13 protein-coding genes and 3 pseudogenes are annotated in these 18,390 nt (G+C 68.7%); 3 read left to right on the top strand and 13 right to left on the bottom strand.

Going from position 1 to position 18,390, the window contains the following annotated elements:
* Positions 1-120: 120 nt before the first annotated feature.
* Together mnmC and QC826_RS26385 are read right to left on the bottom strand one after the other, a co-directional pair.
* On the bottom strand, positions 121-1,884 hold the full coding sequence (mnmC, locus tag QC826_RS26380) for an FAD-dependent 5-carboxymethylaminomethyl-2-thiouridine(34) oxidoreductase MnmC (protein WP_279763127.1): 1,764 nt from the start codon (positions 1,882-1,884) through the stop codon (positions 121-123).
* Positions 1,881-2,448 (bottom strand): annotated as a pseudogene (locus tag QC826_RS26385) (DNA-3-methyladenine glycosylase I). Before QC826_RS26385 ends, mnmC begins: the two are co-directional and overlap by 4 nt.
* A 150-nt stretch (positions 2,449-2,598) precedes the next feature.
* On the opposite strand from QC826_RS26385, the gene QC826_RS26390 reads away from it, so the two are divergent.
* Entirely contained in the window at positions 2,599-3,066 is a 468-nt protein-coding gene (locus tag QC826_RS26390; RefSeq protein WP_279763129.1) for an OsmC family protein, read from the top strand.
* A 165-nt stretch (positions 3,067-3,231) separates the two neighbouring features.
* Here QC826_RS26390 and QC826_RS26400 read toward each other — a convergent pair whose 3' ends face one another.
* From QC826_RS26400 to QC826_RS26415, 4 genes are all read right to left on the bottom strand, one after another.
* Entirely contained in the window at positions 3,232-3,837 is a 606-nt protein-coding gene (locus QC826_RS26400) for a hypothetical protein (protein ID WP_279763130.1), read from the bottom strand.
* Positions 3,838-4,087: 250 nt separating this feature from the next.
* Positions 4,088-6,925 (bottom strand): diguanylate cyclase, encoded by a 2,838-nt coding sequence (locus tag QC826_RS26405; protein WP_279763131.1) that lies wholly within the window; start codon positions 6,923-6,925, stop codon positions 4,088-4,090.
* A gap of 239 nt (positions 6,926-7,164) precedes the next feature.
* A complete protein-coding gene (locus QC826_RS26410) occupies positions 7,165-8,109 on the bottom strand; it encodes an AEC family transporter (RefSeq protein ID WP_279763132.1) in 945 nt (314 codons plus the stop codon).
* A 268-nt stretch (positions 8,110-8,377) separates the two neighbouring features.
* Entirely contained in the window at positions 8,378-8,869 is a 492-nt protein-coding gene (locus tag QC826_RS26415) for a winged helix-turn-helix transcriptional regulator (protein ID WP_093389993.1), read from the bottom strand.
* 205 nt (positions 8,870-9,074) lie between these two features.
* On the opposite strand from QC826_RS26415, the gene QC826_RS26420 reads away from it, so the two are divergent.
* Positions 9,075-9,857 carry a response regulator gene (locus QC826_RS26420; protein ID WP_279763133.1) on the top strand — a complete coding sequence of 261 codons (783 nt, stop codon included), beginning with the start codon at positions 9,075-9,077 and terminating at the stop codon, positions 9,855-9,857.
* Between the two features lie 111 nt (positions 9,858-9,968).
* Here QC826_RS26420 and QC826_RS26425 read toward each other — a convergent pair whose 3' ends face one another.
* The 7 genes and pseudogenes from QC826_RS26425 to QC826_RS31815 form a co-directional block, all read right to left on the bottom strand.
* Positions 9,969-11,321, bottom strand: a complete 1,353-nt coding sequence (locus QC826_RS26425; protein WP_279763134.1) for an MFS transporter — start codon at positions 11,319-11,321, stop codon at positions 9,969-9,971.
* A 226-nt stretch (positions 11,322-11,547) separates the two neighbouring features.
* A complete protein-coding gene (locus QC826_RS26430; protein WP_279763135.1) occupies positions 11,548-12,270 on the bottom strand; it encodes a TonB-dependent receptor domain-containing protein in 723 nt (240 codons plus the stop codon).
* A gap of 112 nt (positions 12,271-12,382) precedes the next feature.
* A pseudogene (locus QC826_RS26435) lies at positions 12,383-12,487 on the bottom strand (hypothetical protein); the annotation flags it as partial.
* A gap of 1,210 nt (positions 12,488-13,697) precedes the next feature.
* Positions 13,698-14,105 (bottom strand): annotated as a pseudogene (locus tag QC826_RS26440) (TonB-dependent receptor plug domain-containing protein); the annotation flags it as partial.
* 325 nt (positions 14,106-14,430) lie between these two features.
* Entirely contained in the window at positions 14,431-14,703 is a 273-nt protein-coding gene (locus tag QC826_RS26445) for a nicotinamide mononucleotide transporter (protein WP_313872813.1), read from the bottom strand.
* Between the two features lie 131 nt (positions 14,704-14,834).
* Entirely contained in the window at positions 14,835-14,975 is a 141-nt protein-coding gene (locus QC826_RS26450) for a pilin (RefSeq protein WP_409567903.1), read from the bottom strand.
* Positions 14,908-16,050: a M48 family metalloprotease gene (locus QC826_RS31815; protein ID WP_409567715.1), complete on the bottom strand. Its 1,143-nt coding sequence runs from the start codon at positions 16,048-16,050 to the stop codon at positions 14,908-14,910. The genes QC826_RS26450 and QC826_RS31815 overlap by 68 nt, the downstream gene beginning before the upstream one ends.
* 601 nt (positions 16,051-16,651) lie before the next feature.
* On the opposite strand from QC826_RS31815, the gene QC826_RS26460 reads away from it, so the two are divergent.
* Positions 16,652-18,328, top strand: a complete 1,677-nt coding sequence (locus QC826_RS26460; protein WP_279763136.1) for a glycosyl hydrolase family 18 protein — start codon at positions 16,652-16,654, stop codon at positions 18,326-18,328.
* The last annotated feature ends 62 nt before the right edge of the window (positions 18,329-18,390 follow it).

Raw genomic sequence — 18,390 nt, forward strand, 5'->3', positions numbered from 1 at the left:
AGCGCGATTTGGAAGGTAGTCAGAGGCGAATTATATCCTGTCGCCAACAGCGCCGCGCCGCTTTTGCGCTGGCGCAAGCGCCGCTTGGCGCGGGAACAACGCCCCCCTGGCGGGCGCGCCTCACTGGCTGCGGCGGCGCTCCTTGAGCAGGAAGCGGCCCGGGTCGAGGGCGGCGGCCAGGTTGGCCTCCAGCGGCGCCGGCAGCCCCTCGAGCTGCGACACCAGCAGCTCGGCCATCAGCGGCGCCCAGATGATGCCGCGCGAGGCGTAGCCCAGCAGGCAGTGCAGGCCGGGGTGGCGCGGCACGTCGCGCAGGCGCTCGAGGCGGCCGGCCGACGGGTAGTCGGGCAGCGCGCCGGCCAGCGGCAGGCGGTCCGGCGCGGCGCAGCGGAAGCCGACGCGGCCGGCCAGCGGCGCGTCGGCCACCCGCACGGCGGGCAGGATCTCGGCCAGCCGCGCCATGTTCTCCTGCTGGCTGGCGGCGCGCAGCGCCGGGTCGGCGTCGTCGTCGTAGGTGGCGCCGGCGCAGATCACGCCCTCGAACGGCGGCGTGATGTAGGCCTCGCGGCAGACCACCAGCGACTGCGCCGGCACCCGCTCGGGGGCCAGGTGGGTGACCTGGCCGCGCAGCGCCTGCAGCGGCAGCGGCGCCGACTGCGCCAGCGCGCGCGCGCCGGCGCCGGTGGCCAGCACCACGGTGGGCGCCTCGGCCACCAGCGCGCCGGCGGCGTCGCGCACCTGCCACCGGCCGTCGACGCGCCGCAGGTCCAGCGCCTCGGCCAGGAAGACACGGCGCAGGCGCGCGCCGCAGGCGTCCAGCAGCGCGGCGCACAAGGAGGACGGGCGCGCCCAGCCGCCCTGCTCGAACAGCCAGCCGCCGTGCGGTGTGGTCGAACCGAGGCGGGCCGAGGCGGCGGCGGCGTCGAGCCAGCGCACGTACTCGGTCGGATAGTTCCAGGCCTCGACCACCTCGCGCTGCACGGCGGCGTGGCCGGCGTCGCGCGCCAGTTGCAGCACGCCGCAGCTGGCGCCGGCGAAGGCACGGCCGACGCCGCCCAGCCGCACCCACTGGCGCAGCGCGAACAGGAAGGCGGCGCGGCTCAGGCGGGTCGGGATGTTGTCGTCCTTCGACAGCAGCGGCATGAAGATGCCGGCCAGGTTGCCGGACGCCTCCTGCGCCGGTTCGGCGTGGCGCTCGATCAGCGTCACGTCCCAGCCGTGCGCGCACAGGCGCTCGCAGGCGGCCGAGCCGGCCACGCCGGCGCCGACGACGATGGCGCGCCGCTCGGGCGCGGCCGGCGCCGCCGCTTGCGGCTTGCGGCTGGCGTAGACGCCGCGCAGGTCCGGCGGCGCCGCCGCCTCGGGCGCTGCGCCGGCGGTGGCGGGCGCGGCATCGGCATCGGGTCTGGTGGCAGCCGCCATGCCTTCGGTGGGATCCGGCACCACCTCGCAGGCGAAGCCGGCGGCGCGCAAGGCCCAGGCCTGCGCCTCGTCCGGCGCGCCGGCCCACAGCGTGGCGCCCCGCACCGCCAGGCGCGCCAGCGCGCGCGCGGGAATGGCCGGCGCGCCGGCCGCCACGGCCGGCACGTGGAAGGCGTCGACGCGGGCCTCGATCTGCGGCAGCAGCGCCTCGGCCGGGCCGATCATCAGGTCGAGCGTGACGCGGCCGTCGTCGAGCAGGATGCGGTGCAGGCCGGGCACCAGCGGCGGCCACAGCGCGCGCAGCTGGGCCGGGGCGATGTCGGCGGCGGCCGGCGGCCGCGGCGCGATGGCCAGGTAGTGCAGCGCGCCGCGCGCGGGCGCCGCCTGCCACTCGGCCCACAGGCGGAGGAACTGTTCGCCCCGGCCGAAGCCGGTGTCGAGGACGACGTGCGGGCCGCTCACGCGCGTGGCGCCGAGTGGTGGCGGAAGCAGTCGGGCGCGTGGTCGTCGACCATGCCGATGGCCTGCATGTAGGCGTAAATAATGGTCGAGCCGACGAACTTGAAGCCCAGCTTGGCAAGGTCACTTGGAGATGCGGTCGGACAGCGCGGTGGTGACGATGCGCTCGGCGCCCGGATTGACGATGGGCGCGCCGTCGACATAGGCCCACAGCAGCTGGTCCAGGCTGCTGCCCTGCGCGCGCAGGCGCAGGTAGGCCTGGGCGTTGGTGATGGCCGCCGCCACCTTCAGCCGGTTGCGCACGATGCCGGCGTCGGCCAGCAGCGCGGCCACCTTGTCGGCGTCGTAGACGGCGATTTTTTCCGCGTCCCAGTCGTCGAAGGCGGCGCGGTAGCTGTCGCGCTTGTTGAGGATGGTCTCCCAGCTCAGACCGGCCTGCGCGCCCTCCAGGTTGAGCATCTCGAACAGCTTGCGCTCGTCGTGGCAGGGCACGCCCCACTCGTGGTCGTGGTAGTCGACATAGCGGGGATTGGCCGAGTTGGCCCAGTTGCAGCGGGTAGGTGTCATGGCAGGCTAGTCGTGGCGCGAAAGACAGCCAGTATAATTTATTTCTACCCCCCACCGATCCGCCACGGTCGGGGTCTGACCCCGTACGGGGTCAGACCCCTGGCTTGCGGGGGTTGGGGCGGCGGCGATCCACCAATCACAGGAGCAGTCATGCAATTCGAAGCAAAGTTGGAGTGGCAACGCAACGGACAGGTTTTTCTGGATCAGCGCTATAGCCGCGCGCACACCTGGAGCTTCGACGGCGGTCTGACCGTGCCGGCCTCGTCGTCGCCGCTGTCGGTGCCGCCGCCGATGTCGGAGGCGGCCAACCTCGACCCCGAGGAGGCGCTGGTGGCCGCCACCTCCAGCTGCCATATGCTGTTCTTCCTCTCCATCGCCGCCCAGCGCGGCCACACGGTCGACAGCTACGTCGACCGCGCCGTCGGCGTGCTGGGCAAGAACGCGGACGGAAAAATGGCCATGACCCGCATCGCGCTGCGCCCCGAGATCAGCTTCGCCGGCACCGCCTGGCCGGGCGCCGAGGAGCTGGCGGCGATCCACCACGCCGCCCACGACAAGTGCTACATCGCCAATTCGCTCAAGGCCGAGGTGGTGGTGGAGGCGCCGCCGCCCCGCTAGTGTAGTGTTGAATTCTGTTTTAGCGCATGGTTGCGCATTGGCGCGAATGACCTTTTGCAATATGTCGCGGGCACTGGCGGTCCAGATAAATGGCTTGGGGTTGGTGTTGTGGTTGACGATGTCTTGATCGATGGCGGAGGTCAATTCAGGGACGCTGGTATCCGGCTAGTAGGCGATATCCTCCATGCGGAAACGATACTTGCGCCGCTCCGGCAGACTCCACTCCGGCCCGGCCTCCACTCGTCGGGGCGCGGGCAACTCGGACGGCTCGCTGGCGGGTGCTGGCGGCAGGGCGGCGGCGGGCGCGACAGCGGCGACAGCGAGCGGGGCGGCGGCCAACTCCGCCCTCCTCTGCTCCGCGGCGAACTCCCGGCGCAGGCGGCTGGCGACGGTCCATTTTTTGTCACCGGGCCGGCGCACGGACAGGTCGGACCAGGCATTGCGGTTGCTGTGGGCGAAGGAGCGGGCGAACTGGTTGGGCGAAACGGCGCGCCCGTTGTGGATGATCTGGTCGCCCACCACCTCCGCATAGTTGTGTTCGCCATAGCTCCACGAGCGCAGTCGGGTGCCCTCCGGCAGAAACAGCGATTTCCATTGGTAGCCATGCAGCGGCGGCTGGCCCGGGTGCGGACATTGCTGCTCACACAACCACAATTCAACCGCCGCCAGCATCGCGGCGGACAAATCCTGCGGGCCGCCATGCTTTTCCAGATGCGCGATCAGCTGGAGCAGGACGGGGTGGGGAAGCTGCACGGACACTGTGGTAAACATTCTCTTTTCTCCTCTGCTTTGCCCTGCTTTTTTCTCTTTTCTTCTCTTTTGACCCGCGTAGCGAAAAAGAGTTCAAAGCAGAGGAAAAGAGAAGAAAAAAGAAGGAAAAGCAGAAGGTTTACCAGAGAGGTTGGGAACGGCGCGCGCCCTAGTATAGTGTTGAGTCCTTGTTGACGCATAGAAATGCGCCCCAAGAACGCAACACTACGCTAGTCCCGCGCGCCCGGACGCGGCGGCGGCGTTGCGCCGCCTACGCTTCCAGGTCGCTCGACAGGCCGACGCGGCGGCGCTCGCCGCCCAGCGCCAGCGGGCCTGTCAGGTTGGTCACCAGGCGCACCTCGCCCTCGGCGACGGCCTGGTCGAGCTGCTGCATCAGACGCGGGAACAGGCCGTCCGGCCGCGCCAGCTCGGTGGCGTACAGCGCCGCCCAGGCGTTGCGGCCGGAGCGCTTGGCGATGTACAGGCCCTGGTCGGCCAGCTCGACCACCTGCGACCAGGTCAGCAGCCGCGCCTGCGCCGGCAGGAAGGGGAAGCAGGCGAAGCCGATCGAGCAGGTCTTGGCCAGGGTGGCGCCGTCGGCCAGCTCGAAGGGCCGGTCGGCCACGGCGCAGCGGATGCGCTCGGCCACCACCTTGGCCTCGTCGCGGTGGGTGGCGCGCGCCAGCACCAGGAACTCCTCGCCGCCCCAGCGGATCAGGTAGTCGGACTCGCGGAACACCTCGCGCAGGCGCTCCTGCATCTGCACCAGGATCGAGTCGCCGGCGGCGTGGCCGTAGCGGTCGTTGACCTCCTTGAAGTGGTCCAGGTCGACCATGAAGAAGACCAGGTCCTTGTCGAGCATCTGCTCGCGTTCGGCGCCGTCGGCGCGCGCGCCCTGGTCGTAGCGGCGCAGGCTCATCGCCACGTCGGTGTCGACGTGCTGCAGGAAGAAGCGGCGGTTGCGCAGGCCGGTCAGCTGGTCGGTCAGGCTGACCTCCTCCAGCGCCTTGTAGGCGCGCTCCAGTTCCAGGTTCTTCTCCAGCAGCTGTTCCTGGGTCGCGCTCAGCGTCTTCAGGGTGGCCTCGACCTGGCGGTAGGCGGCGGCGTTGTCGAGCGCGATGGCGCCGTAGGCGCACAGGGTGCGGAAGATCAGCCGGTCGCGGTCGCCGTAGGCGCTGGCGTGCAGCGACTGCACCGTCATCGCGCCGAGCACGCGCTCGCCGACGCGCAGCGGCGCGAACAGCAGGGTCAGGGTCGGCAGCGTGCCGGGGATCAGGTTCGGCGTGGCGCCGTCGGCGGCCAGCTCGATGAGCAGCTCGCGCCGCTCGCGCACGCAGCGCGCGCTGTTGGCCTTGGGGTCGCTCAGCGCGAAGCGGATGGCCGGCAGCGGCTTGCCCGCCTCGACGCCGAAGGCGCAACGCAGCGACTGGCCGTCCGGCTCGAGCAGGAAGATCGAGAAGTGGGTGGCGTCGAGCAGGCCGTGGACGTGGCGGTCGAGGGCGCGGAACACCGCCGCCGCGTCGAGGTGGGCGGTGATCTCCTGGCCGATCGCGCTCAGGTGCTGCAGGGTGGCGCTGGTCTGCTGCAGCACCTCGGCGCGCTGCGCCTCGGCGGCGGCCAGCTGGCGGTGGTGCTCGCCCTCGGTCTGGGCGCGCTCGGTCTGGTACTGCACCTGCATGGCGATGGCGCGGTTGGTGGCCTGCTGGCTGTGGGTCTGGTCGCGCGCCGCGCTGGCCTGCAGCGCGATCTGGTAGGCGGTGGCGTAGTCGCCGATGGCGGCGTGCTCGCGCGCGGCGGCGTCGAGCAGCGCGCCGGGCACGGCGTAGCCGTCGATGGTGGCGGCGGTGGCCAGCGCCAGCTGCAGGTAGTGCAGCACCGCGTTGGGCGCGGCCATGTCGGCCGGCGGCGCCAGCCGGTGGCGCGCGTGGATGCGCGCCAGCACGCTGAGCGCGGCGATCTGGTTGGAGGCGTCGCCGTGCTCGCAGGCCAGCGCCAGCGCGGTGTTGGCGACGGCCAGCGCGTCGGCCGGCCGGTCCAGCTGCGACAGGGCGTGCGCCTGGCCGCGCCGCGCGCTGCTCTGGAAGTCGGACTGGCGCAGCGCGTCGCCGCGCTCGCCGAGGCGGGCGAAGCTGTCGAGGGCGGCGTTGTAGTTGCCCAGGTCGAGCGCCAGGTCGCCCTGGTACTCGAGCGCGATGGCGTAGGCGCGCGAGCCGGCCAGCGGCGCCAGCGTGTGCAGCGCCTCGCGCAGCAGGCCCTGGGCGGCCTCGCGCTGGCCCAGCTGGCGCAGCGTTTCGGCGGTCTGCATCAGGCACAGGCCGATGCTCAGCGGCCAGCCGGTGGGCCGCGCCAGGTCGAGGCCGCGCTGCATCCATTCGAGCGCGGCGTCGTGCGCGTTCAGGCTGGTGAAGGCGTTGCCGATGTTGGTGGCGACGATGATGGCGCGGCGCCGCTGGCCGCTGCCCATGGCCGCCTCGTAGCTGTGCATCAGGTGGCCGATGGCGCGGCCGTAGTCGCTGGCCTGGAAGGCGCGGGTGCCGTGGTAGTCGCTGATCCAGCCGGCCGCCACCGGCTGCGCCGGGTCCGGCTCGGCGGCGAAGCGCTGGCCCCAGCGCGCGGTGGCGCTGTGGACGTCGCCGAACACGTCGAAGATGGCGGCGGCGGCGTCGATCACGTCGGCGCGCAGCGGGTCGCCGGCGGCGCGCGCGCCGGCGGCGGCGCTGGCCAGCGCGGCGGCGCCGCCGCCCGGGTCGCCGCGGTCGTTGGCGATCCAGGCCAGCAGCCAGTGGGCGTCGGCGCGGCCGCGCGGGTCGGCGCAGTGCTCGAACAGCCCCAGCGCGTGCTCGGCCTGGCCCTGGGCGGCGTCGAGCGCGCCGGCCAGCCAGTGCGCCTCGGCGCCGACCAGCTCGAGGCGGGCCTGCACGGGGAAACGTTGCGCCTCGGCCAGCGCGGCCAGCAGGGGCGCCGCCTCGGCCGCCCAGCCCTGCGCCCGCGCGGGATCGCGCTGGCGGCTGTGCCAGGCGAGCTGGGCCAGCAGTGTCAGCCGCGCAGCACCCTCGGACGAGGGCAGCGCCGCATTCCACTGCGCCAACTCTTCATCGGGCGCAAACATTTCCACTAAATCAATTCCTCAAGCTGTTGTGTCGCGACGGGGCCCCGGCTCCGGCCCCGGCGGCACGGTTTTCTTGCTCATGCGCATTTAACCGCGCATCCGCATTATTTCACAGTTTGGCCGGCAAGCCGCTGGCGCCGCGGCTTTGCGGCCGGTGGAAGGACTCAAGTGCTTGATATCAAAGACAAATGTTGATTCCACATGGAAACAATGATTGACCTATCGGGAAGCCCGCGCGCTTACTTCAGCAGCGTCACGGCGGCGGAAAACGTAAAAAACGATATCGCCGTCGAGACCAGGATGATGCGCGCGATGCGGCCGGTGTCGGCGCCGTAGCGTTCCGACAACATGGCGACGTTGCTGGCGCTCGGCAGGCAGGCCACCAGCACCACGGTGTTCAAGGCGAAGGGCTCGAGCGGCAGGCCGAGGCGGATGGCGGCGTGGCCCAGCGCCAGCATCAGCAGCGGATGCAGCACCAGCTTCTTCAACGCCACCGGCACGTATTCGCGCAGCGGCGTGGCGTCGGCGCTGGCCATCTGCGAGCGGGCCAGCACCGCGCCGATGGTGAACAGGGCCACCGGCGAGGCGGCGTCGGCCAGCATGGCGACGCTGCGCTGCAGCGGCCCGGGCAGGGCCAGGCCGAGCGCCGGGGCCAGCGCGCCGAGCACGATGGACCAGGGCATCGGGTTGGCCAGCATGCCGCGCAGCGCGGCCAGCACGGCGCCGCGGCCGCGCCCGCTGCCGACCCGCGACAGGGCGATGCACAGCGAGCTGGTGACGACCATGTCGACGGCGATGGTCAGGATCACCGGCCCCGACGAGCGCGGCCCGAGCAGCGCCAGCAGCAACGGCACGCCCATGAAGCCGGTGTTGGGGAAGGCCGCCACCAGGGCGCCGAAGGCGGCGTCGTTCCAAGCGATGCGGTGGCTCAGCGTGGCGGCCATGGTCAGGCCGACCATCAGCAGCGCGCACAGCAGGTAGACGGCGAACAGGCCGGGGTCGAGCAGCTGGGCCAGCGGGGTCGCCGCGCCGAAGCGGAACAGCATGCAGGGCAGCGCGAAATACAACACGAAGGTGTTCATGCCGGGAATGGCGACCAGCGGCAGCATGCCACGGCGCACCGCCACATAGCCGCATAGCACGAGGGCGAAGAAGGGGAAGGTGACGGCGAGGATATCGAGCATGGCAGGCCATTGTAAGCGCGGGCTTTTGCCCTATGCTGACGGGATCGCCAAAATATATTTGTCGCGCGATGGCATCGGCGCGGCGCGCCCGGGCCGGGCCGGCGCGTTCTATTGGATCGACGGGAAGTTCGGCCACGCGCCGTCCGGCGCGCCCGGCAAAACGGCGCCGGGCGGGATCGCCGGCGCCGTCCATGCACAACTGGAGCCGGCCTCCCGGGTGGAGGTCCGGCCCGGCCCGCCCGCGCCGCGGGCGGGGGTCAACTCAAGCTCAAGCGTGCTTGCCGACCTCGATCAGGCGCGAACGCATGTTCTCCGAGGCGGCCGGTCCCGGCGCGAACATATAGTCCTCGTCGTTGATGGCCAGGCCGCTGTTGGCGTCGACCAACACCTGGTCGGCCGGCTTGCCGGTCTCGCGGCTGACCACCAGCAGGCTGGCGCCCTCCGGTGCCAGATGGTCGTTGCCCCAGGCGATGAAGGCCAGCAGCACCGGTTTGAAGGCGCGGCCGGACTTGGTCAGCACGTACTCGTAACGCGGCGGTCGGGCGCTGTACTGGCGGCGCTCCATCAGGCCGCCCTCGACCAGCCCGGCCAGACGGCGCGTCAGCATGTTCGGCGCGATCTTCAGGCTCTTCTCGAACTCGTCGAAGCGCGACAAGCCATAGAAGGCATCGCGTAAAATCAGGATACTCCACCACTCTCCGACCTTCCCCAAGCTGCGGGCGATCGGACAGGGCATGCGGCCAAAATCGGTATGTTTCATGGGGGACTCCGTTCCGGTGCTGATGCGGGTGAGATTGCGGGGTGACGGCAGAGTCACCGCTTTCGCAAAGTCATTATTGTCCATTCGTAAAATGCCTGCTTTTGCTGGGCGAGACGGCGGTTTTGGATGCAGAGAAAACTATTAAAAAAAATGAAAAGATAGGCATAATACGCAACACACTTCCAGTTAACGTAGCAAATTGATCATGTTTCCAAGCAACGAATCGACCGTGCGCCATATCCTGATCGTGGACGACTCCGCGTTCGAGCAGCGCATGCTGATGGATTTGCTGAGCGACTACCCCTACCGCATCTCGGCCGCCGTCAACGGCCTGCAGGGTTACCAACTGGCGCTGGCCAAGCAGCCGGACCTGATCCTGCTCGACGTGCGCATGCCCAACATGGACGGCTACACGGCCTGCCGCCTGCTCAAGGCCAACCCGGCCACGCGCGACATCCCGGTGATCTTCCTCAGCGGCGCCGACGCCGACGAGGAGCGCATCATGGGCCTGTCGATCGGCGGCGTCGACTACGTCTCCAAGCCGTTCTCGCCGGGCGAACTGGCGGCGCGCATCCACGTCCACCTGAACCTGGTGCAGCGGCCCGGCGCCGCCGCCGCCGCCGCCGGCCAGGCGGCCGACCCGGACGCGGTGCTGGTGCGCGCCGCCAAGCGCCTGATCACCGACAACCTGGCGGCCCTGCCCAGCCTGGCCGAGATCGCCCGCAGCGTCGGCACCTACCGCGAAAAACTGTCGCAGGTGTTCCGCGAGCAGACCGGCATGACGGTGTTCGCCTTCATCCGCGAGGAGCGCATCCGCCGTGGCGTGCAACTGCTGCGCGAGAGCGAGATCGACGTGCAGGACATCGCCCTGCTGATCGGCTTCAACAACGCCGGCAACTTCGCCACCGCCTTCCGCGAGCGCATCGGCGTCACCCCCAGCGCCTACCGCCTGTCGATGCAGCAACATAAAAAACCGCCGGAGGACTGAAGCCCCCCGGCGGCGGCGGCCGGCGCTGGCGCGCCGGACGGATTCTTGTTGTTTCTTGTTGTTTGTTCGGAAATCCAGGGTCGGCCCCTAGTGTAGTGTTGCGTCCACCGCTCACTCGGCCACGACGGCCGGCGCCTGGCCGGCGCCGCGCGTGTCGCGCGCCGCCATCAGCCACAGCATGCCGGCCGACAGCAGGGCCGGCACGGCGACCAGCAGGAAGATGCTGCTGTTGGGCCAGTTCATCCCGATCAGCTGGCCGCCCAGCACCGGGCCGACGATCGAGCCGATGCGGCCCACGCCCAGGCTCCAGCCGATGCCGGTCGAGCGCAGCGTGGTCGGATAGTACTGGGCGGCGAGCGCGTTGACGGCCGGCTGGCCGCCGACGATGCAAAAGCCGGTGACGAAGATGGCGCAGAACAACAGGGCCAGCGAGGCGTCGGCGCGGCCGATCAAGGCGATGGCGACGGCGGCGACCAGGAAGGACGGCACCAGCACGCGCTGGAAGCCGGCGCGGTCGATCCACTGGCCCATGGTCAGGGTGCCGATGGTGCCGCCGACCTGCAGCACGGTGCCGGCCAGCACTGCCGTCTGGGTCGACAGGCCGGCGTCCTTGGCGATGCTGGGCAGCCAGTTGGAGAGGAAGTAGAGGTTGAGCAAATTCATGAAGTTGACCACCCACAGCAGCAGGGTGGTGCGGGCGCGGCCCTCGCGGAACAGCTGGGCCACGCTGGCGCCGGCGCGCTGCTTCTCGTTGACCACATAGCGCGTGCCGGCGTCGATGGTCAGCTGCGGGTCGATGCGCGCCAGCCATTTGCCGACCTGCTCGACCTTGCCGCGCAACACCAGGAACTGCAGCGACTCGGGCAGGTAGACCAGCATCAGCAGGCCGATCGCCAGCGGCACGGCGCCGCCGACATAGAACACCGAGTGCCAGCCGAAGGCCGGGATCAGCGCGGCCGACAGCAGGCCGCCGGCCACGGCGCCGACGGTGAAGCCGCAGGACACCATCATCATCAGGGTGACGCGGCGGCGCGCCGGGCTGTATTCGCCGGCCAGGGCCATGGCGTTGGGCATCACCGCGCCCAGGCCCAGGCCGGTGATGAAGCGGATCAGTTCGAGTTGGAACAGGCTGGTGGCCGACGGCGTGGCCAGCATGCAGACGGAAAAGAACAGGGTGGCGGCGATCAGCACCGGGCGGCGGCCGATGCGGTCGGCCAGCAAACTGAACAGCAAGGAGCCGACCAGCATGCCGAACAGGCCGGCGCCGAACACCGGCCCCAGGCTGGCCTTGCTGACGCCCCAGTCCTGGATGATGGCCGGCGCCACATAACCCATCGCCTGCACGTCGAAGCCGTCCATGATGACGCACAGGCCGCACAGCAACAGCACGCCGGCCTGGAAGCGGCCGGTCTTGCCCTTGTCGATCAACGCCGGAATATCGATTGCCTTGCCTGTGTCCATCATGTCTCCTCTGGGGTTTCCTTTTGTAATGCAACCATTAGAGAACAGATCGATCCATCATACAAACAGTAAATTTTTGTGTATTTATCAGATTTCCTTCTGAATACCGGAGGCGCCCCCGCGCAAGGCGGCAAAAAGGGGTCAGACCCCGGCGGGGTCTGACCCCGGCGTCCGGGCTGCGGGGTAGCGCTCAATCGAGCTCAGTAAAACAACGCCACTCCTCGGCGCATCAGAACTTGTAGTTCAGCTTGACCGAGGCGAAGCGGCCGCGCGGATCGGCCTGGGTGAAGTCGAAGAAGCTGGTCGACGAGTCCCACGACGGCCGCTGGTCGGTCAGGTTCTGCACGATCAGGCTGACGGTGGCGGCCGGCGTGAGCCGCCACGCCACGTTGGCGTCGAAGGTGGCGACCGGGGCGACGTGCTCGCCGGGACGGGTGGTCTGGTCGTAGCCGTCGACGTAGTTCCAGGTCAGCGTGCTGCTCCAGCGGCCGATGTCCCAGGTGGCCGAGGTGACGCCGCGCCATTGCGGGATCGAGCCGAAGTGGTTGTTGCCGGCGCCGTTGGCCAGCGGCTCGCCCTCGGACAGCGGGGCCGCGTACTTGAACACCTTGCTCAGCTGGGCGTTCAAGCTCAGCTTGCCGTTCCGCTTGAAGTCGAAGCGCTGGCGCAGGTCCAGGTCGATGCCGCTGGTCTCGCGGTCGCCCTGGTTGGTGTACTGCACGTACAGCGTGTTGATGCGGCCCTCGGCGTCGCGGCTGATCTTGTTGGGGAAGCGCGCCTCGTTGGCGATGATGGTCTCGGCCGTGTCGGTGCCGATCACGCCGCGCGTCTTGATGCGGTAGTAGTCGAGGCCGATGCTGCTGTCGCTGCTCGGCGCGATCACCAGGCCCAGGTTCAGGTTGTTGGAACGCTCCGGCCGCAGCTGGTCGTTGGCGCGGGTGATGTTGGTCACGCCGCGCGGCTGGTTGGGCGCGATCGGGTCCTTTCGGATCGATCACCGAGCCGTAGCTGACCGAGGTGCTGTTGGTGATCTCCGGCAGCGACGGCGCGCGGAAGCCGCGCGACACGGTGCCGCGCAGCAGCAGCCACTGGGCCGCCTGGTAGCGCACGCTGGCCTTGGGCGAGAAGGCCCTGCCGAAGTCGCTGTAGTGGTCGGCGCGGCCGGCCAGGTTGACGCTGAGGTCCCTTGACCACGGGCGCGTTGAATTCGGCGAACACGGCCGACACGTCGCGCCGGCCCTTGATGATGTTGATCGCCGGACGCAGCTCGGTGCCCGACAGCACCGCCGTCGAGGTGTCCGAGTCCATCTCCTCGCGGCGCCACTGGCTGCCGACGGCGAAGCCGAGCGGGCCGGCCGGCAGCTCGAACAAGTCCTTCGAGGCGCTCAGGTCGAGCGTGGTCAGCTTGGACTCGGCCGGCCGCAGGGTGGCCAGGCGCAGGCGTTGGCGCAGCGCCTCGCTGTTCTTGGACTGGTCGGCGAAGTTGTAGCTGCCGTCGGCCAGCACTTTCTCGAACTCGTAGCGGTTGACGAAGTTCTGCACCGTCTCCTCCAGCTTGCTGGCCGAGCGGCCCAGCGAGGCGTCGTATTCCCAGCCGGCCAGGCTGCCCTTCAGGCCGGTCAGCACGCGGTAGAAGTCGACCTTGTCGGACTTCAGGCGCGGGCCCAGGTCGAACAGGGTGGCGTTGATCGGCTGCGGCGTGGCGCCGGGGTTGTTCGGATGGCCGACCGGCAGCGCCACGCTGATGGTGTCGAGCTTTTGCTGCGCCTTGTTCCAGGCGCGCAGGCTGGTGCTGACCGTCAGCGGCGCGCCGAAGGTCTGGTCGGCGCGCGAGTGGCCGTACAGCAGGTCGGCGTAGGCCTCGCTGTCCTGGTTCAGGCGCAGCGTGCCGCGCAGCGAGGAATGCACGCGCGAGATGCCCGGAATCAGCGTCTTGTACTGCGCCGGGTTGTAGGCCTGCACCACGCCGCTCTTGCCGGCGGTGATGTCGCCGTAGGGTTTCCGCTCCAGCGGACCTTGCAGGCCGCCCAGCAACTTGGTGGCGTCCGAGCCGTAGTAGTTGGTCGGCACCCAGGCCAGCGAGCCGTTGGCGTTGCCGTGCCAGTCGCTGCCGCGCATCCAGTCGACGTCCGACTGTTGCAGCTTGTCGCGCTGCAGGGCGTCGACCGAAAACACCACGCTGTAGCCGTCCTGCGCCAGGCTGCCGAAGCCGGTCTGCAAGGCCGCGCTCTTCTCCGTCTGGCCGCTGCCCTGGGTCGAGGCGCCGCCCTTGACGCTCAGCTCGGTGCCCTTGAATTCCTTGTACAAAATGATGTTGACCACGCCGGCCACCGCGTCCGAGCCGTAGACCGAGGAGGCGCCGTCCTTCAGCACCTCGATGCGCTGCACCGACTCCATCGGCAGGCTGTTCAGGTCGACGAACACCTCCTGCAAATCCTGCGCCGTGGCGTAGGGGCTGACGCGCTTGCCGTTGACCAGGATCAGCGTGTTCTTCTGCCCCAGGCCGCGCAGCGACAGGCCGGCCGTGCCGGCCGAGAAGCTGCCGGTGTACTGCTCGTTGTAGCTGTTGCCGCTGTTGGCCGAGATGGCGCGCAGCACGTCGGCGATGCTCGACTTGCCAGTGGCGGCGATGTCCTTGGCGCTGATCACCTGGACGGCGCTGGCGCCCTCCTTCTCGCTGACGCGGATGTTGGAGCCGGTGACGACGACGCGCGCCGGTTCGTCGGCGTAGGCGAGCTGCGGGAAGGCGGCGGCGATGGCTAAACTGATGCTGAGTGGCTTGAACATGATTTCCTCTTGGTGGGTTTGGCGCCCTCTTCCGGTGGAAAAAGGGCGTGCACAGCCCTGCCGGCCTGGTGGGTCGGTGCGGGTATTGCGCGGGTTTGCAGTGGCTTGCGGCGGGCTGCCGCGGACTACGGGGGTAAGGTGTTAGGCGACGCTACACATGCACTGCGCCATGCAAAGCATGTACAGGACGTGACGGTCGGGGCGGGACAGGATCAGGGTGGGACGCAACATAACAAAAGGCCGGTGGTGCAAGGGAGATTGCACTATACCGGCCGCTATTGCTTGTCGGAACGAATCATTTGTTCCTTGTATATACGATTTGGATCTAAAGGCCGGCGGCCTGGCGCGGCGCCTCGGCCGCCGGGTTGGCCGCCGGGTTGGCCGCGTCTGCCACGGCCTGGGCCGCCATCTGGCGGCGCCAGAAGTACCAGGAGACGACGGCGTTGAGCCAGTAGGCGGCGTACAGCAAGGCGGTCAGGCGCAGGCCCCGGTTGAAGTACGGCGGCACCGAGATGGTGTTGACCAGCAGCCAGAACGGCCAGCTCTCCAGCCGCCGCCCCATCAGCAGCAGCCGGGCGATGATGCTGAACACCAGCACGGCCGAGTCGATATGTCATGACCGCGTTGGCGGCGACTTCCAGGGCAAGGCTCAAACGGGTTTCCTTCGCGGGTTGCTGGTGCCGGCCGCGCGTGGCGGGCGGGTGCAAGGCAGGGTCGAGGAAGGCAAGCTCAGCGCCGCTTGCACTCCTCCGGCAACAGCTTGGCGGGAATCTCCTCGCTGGCGCAGCGCCAGGCCACCTTCTTATGCTCGTCCAGGCTGGGCGTGAACGCAATGGCCTTGCCACGATAGCTCAGGTCGGACGGGAACACGCGCACCACGCCGTTGCCGGCGTCCACGCTGAGGTTCCTGCACGGCGTGGCTGGGGTCGGCCAGGGCGAAGCCGGCCTGCTCCAGCGTGGCCGGCGCCTTGCCGTTGGCGTAGAAATAGCGCTCGACGGCGGCGGTGGCCTCGTGGCCGACGGCGACGGCGCGGCCCATCCTGGCGCGCGCCTCGTAGTCCCGGTAGGCCGGCAGCGCGACGGCGGCCATGATGCCGACCAGCGCCATCACCGCCAGCAGCGAGCCGGCGCCGCCGCCCACGCCCAGCCGTGGCACCAACAGGGCCAGCACATACGCCGCGCCGCTGCGCGCCGGCTGCTCGATCTCCTTGCCCTGCGCCAAGCCGCGCATCACCGCCATGCGCTTGACCAGCCAGGGATAGTCGCCGACCAGCTCGTGGAAGGACATCCAGAAGCCGGACGACTCGCGCGCCTGCGCCACGTAGTTGCTGATGCTCATGTCGCGCCAGCGCTTGCCGCCGGCCGCCAACGCGGCCAGGCCCAGCTGGGCGCTGGCCAGGTCGTCGCAGGCGTGGAAACCGTGGCGGTCGCAGGTGTACTCGCGCGCCCGCGCATAGGCCGCGCCCAGCAGCGGCAGCGCAGCGGCCGGCACCAGCAGGGTGGCCCAGCGCAAATGGTGGCGTTTGATATGGCCGAGCTCGTGGCCGATGTAGAAATTGATCGCGTCCGGCTTATCCTCCAGCGCGTCGACCACGTCCGAATACAGCACGATGAAATGCTGGCCGAAGAAGCGCGTGGCGAAGGCGTTGAACACGCCGCCCATCTGCAGCAGATAGGCGTCCGGCACCTGCTCCACGTCGAGCCGGGCGCAGCAGGCGTCGATGCGCGCCTTCAGGTCGGGGAACTGCTGCGCGGTGATCTTGACGCCGGTGCCCTTCAAATAGGACACCAGGGCCGACTGGGCGAAACAGTAGGAAACGAAAAACAGCAATATATACAGCGCCACCATGCCGGCCGTGCCGACCAGCAGCGCGGCCCACAACAGCAACGACAAAACCAACATCAAGACGAACAGCGTCTTTTCTTTTCTATAAACCAATTCCATGCATGCCCCTGGTAAGCAAAAGTTTCCCGGCGGCATTTTATATGATTTTTTAAGAAAAAAATAACTCTTTTTGCTATCTTTTTACCGCCGGGCGCGCCGGTGCCAAAAACGACGGGCATACCACTTTGTTAAATTTTTTAAATTGGTACTAATTTTCGCGAAACACTTCCTTGTCAAGCAATAAACTTACTTGCTAGCGACACAGTTTACAAAAGTAAAATTTAACAGTTTCCCCTGCGTGCCAGCCGAGCAAGCACGACCATCGTTCCACCCCTCGCCGCCCATTGCGGCAACGATTCCCCGTCTGCCGCTGTGCATTTTTGCCGAATTTTCTCCCCCGCAAAGCGCCAGCCACGGGGTCTGACCCCGTACGGGGTCAGACCCCTGCTTTGCGGGGTTCGTCCAGCATCCAGCCAAGCCAAAACGAGGTACATTTATAAGACCAGAATTGCTACTGGTATTACCAAAAACAGGGGTGTTTGAAACCACTTGACTACCACTTTCACGCATCGCATCCTCGTCCCACCGTGCCGGAAAACCGCAGTGGCTGCGGCTTGCCGGCGGAACGGGACCAACAGTTCTGACGAACAGGGAGACGACAATGCATTATCAAAAAACAGCAACTGGACTCATCACGGCGCTGGTCGGCGCCATGCTGGCCGGCTGCGGCGGCGGTGGCGCCGACCAGCAGACGCCGGCCAACAAGCTGCTGGCGCAAGGCGCCACGCTGGCCGACAGCTGCGCCGCCTGGGTGGCCAGCCAGGTCTACACGGCCGGCAACTGCGTCAGCTACCAGGGCAAGCTGTACACCGCCAAGTGGTGGACCCAGGGCAACGTGCCCGGCACCGAGCAATGGGGGCCGTGGGCCGAGTCCGGCGTGACGCCGACCCCGACACCCACCCCGCCAACCCCGACGCCGACGCCGACGCCGCCCACGCCGACACCGACGCCAACCCCGCCGACGCCAACGCCCACCCCGATCGGCGGCCGCGAGATCGGCTCCTACTTCGCCCAGTGGGGCGTCTACGGCCGTGGCTACGAGGTGGCCGACATCCACACCACCAAAACCCCGGTGAACGGCGTGCAGACCAGCGTGGCCGACCAGCTGAGCTTCATCAACTACGCCTTCGGCAACGTCTACGCCAAGAACGGCGGCTACGAGTGCGACATGGTGACGCGCACCGAGACCGGCAACGAGTCGCCGCCGCCGGCCAGCGCCGGCACCGGCGGCGACGCCTTCGCCGACTACCAGCGCCAGCCGGCGCGCACCGTCGACGGCAAGACCATCCCCTGGGACGCCAAGCTGACCGGCAACTTCGCCCAATTGAAACTGCTCAAGGCGGCGCACCCCAACCTGCGGGTGTTCATTTCGCTGGGCGGCTGGACCTGGTCCAAGCAGTTCTCGGCGGCGGCCAAAACGGACACGCTGCGCAAGCAGTTGGCGCGCTCCTGCGTCAAGCAGTTCATCGCCGGTGATTTGCCGGTGCAGGACGGCCGGGGCGGCCCGGGCGCGGCCAAGGGCGTGTTCGACGGCATCGACATCGACTGGGAATACCCGGGCGGCGGCGGCCAGCCGTACAACACGGTGGACACGGTCAACGACAAGCACAACTTCACCTTGTTGATGGCCGAGTTCCGCGCCCAGCTCGACGCCCAGGGCGCCATCGACGGCAAGCGCTACGCGCTGACCGCCGCCATCGGCGCCGGCGCCGAGAAGATCGCCCAGACCGAGCCGGCGCTGTACAGCCAGTACATGGACTGGGTCAACGTGATGACCTACGACTTCCACGGCGGCTGGGAAAACACCACCAACTTCCACTCGCCGCTGTACCACGACCCGGCCGATCCGGCCACCGGCAACCTGGCCAAGTACAACACCCACGACGGCATCAGCGCGCTGGTGGCGGCCGGCATGCCGCGCAACAAGATCCTGCTCGGCGTGCCCTTCTACGGACGCGGCTGGAAGGGCGTGGCGGCGGGGCCGAACGGCAACGGCCTGTACCAGGCCACGGCGGGCGGCGCGGCCGGCACCTACGAGGCCGGCATCGACGACTACAAGGTGCTCAAGAACAAGGTCGGCACGCGCTGGTACCACCCCGCCACCAAGCAATTGTTCCTGCTGACCTCGGGCGGCGAATGGTGGAGCTATGACGACGAGAGCGTGATCGGCGTCAAGATGCAGTACATGCGCGACCAGGGCCTGCGCGGCGCCTTCTCGTGGGAGCTGGACGGCGACGCCAGCGGCGCCCTGACCAGCGAGGTGTGGAAGGGCCGCTGATCCGTCCGGCCCGGGCCGCCGCCCTCGTCTGCATGCCGGCGCCGCGCCAGTTGGCGGCGCCG

It is taken from the genome of Rugamonas sp. DEMB1 (assembly GCF_029834475.1).
Taxonomy (GTDB): Bacteria; Pseudomonadota; Gammaproteobacteria; order Burkholderiales; family Burkholderiaceae_D; genus Rugamonas; species Rugamonas rubra.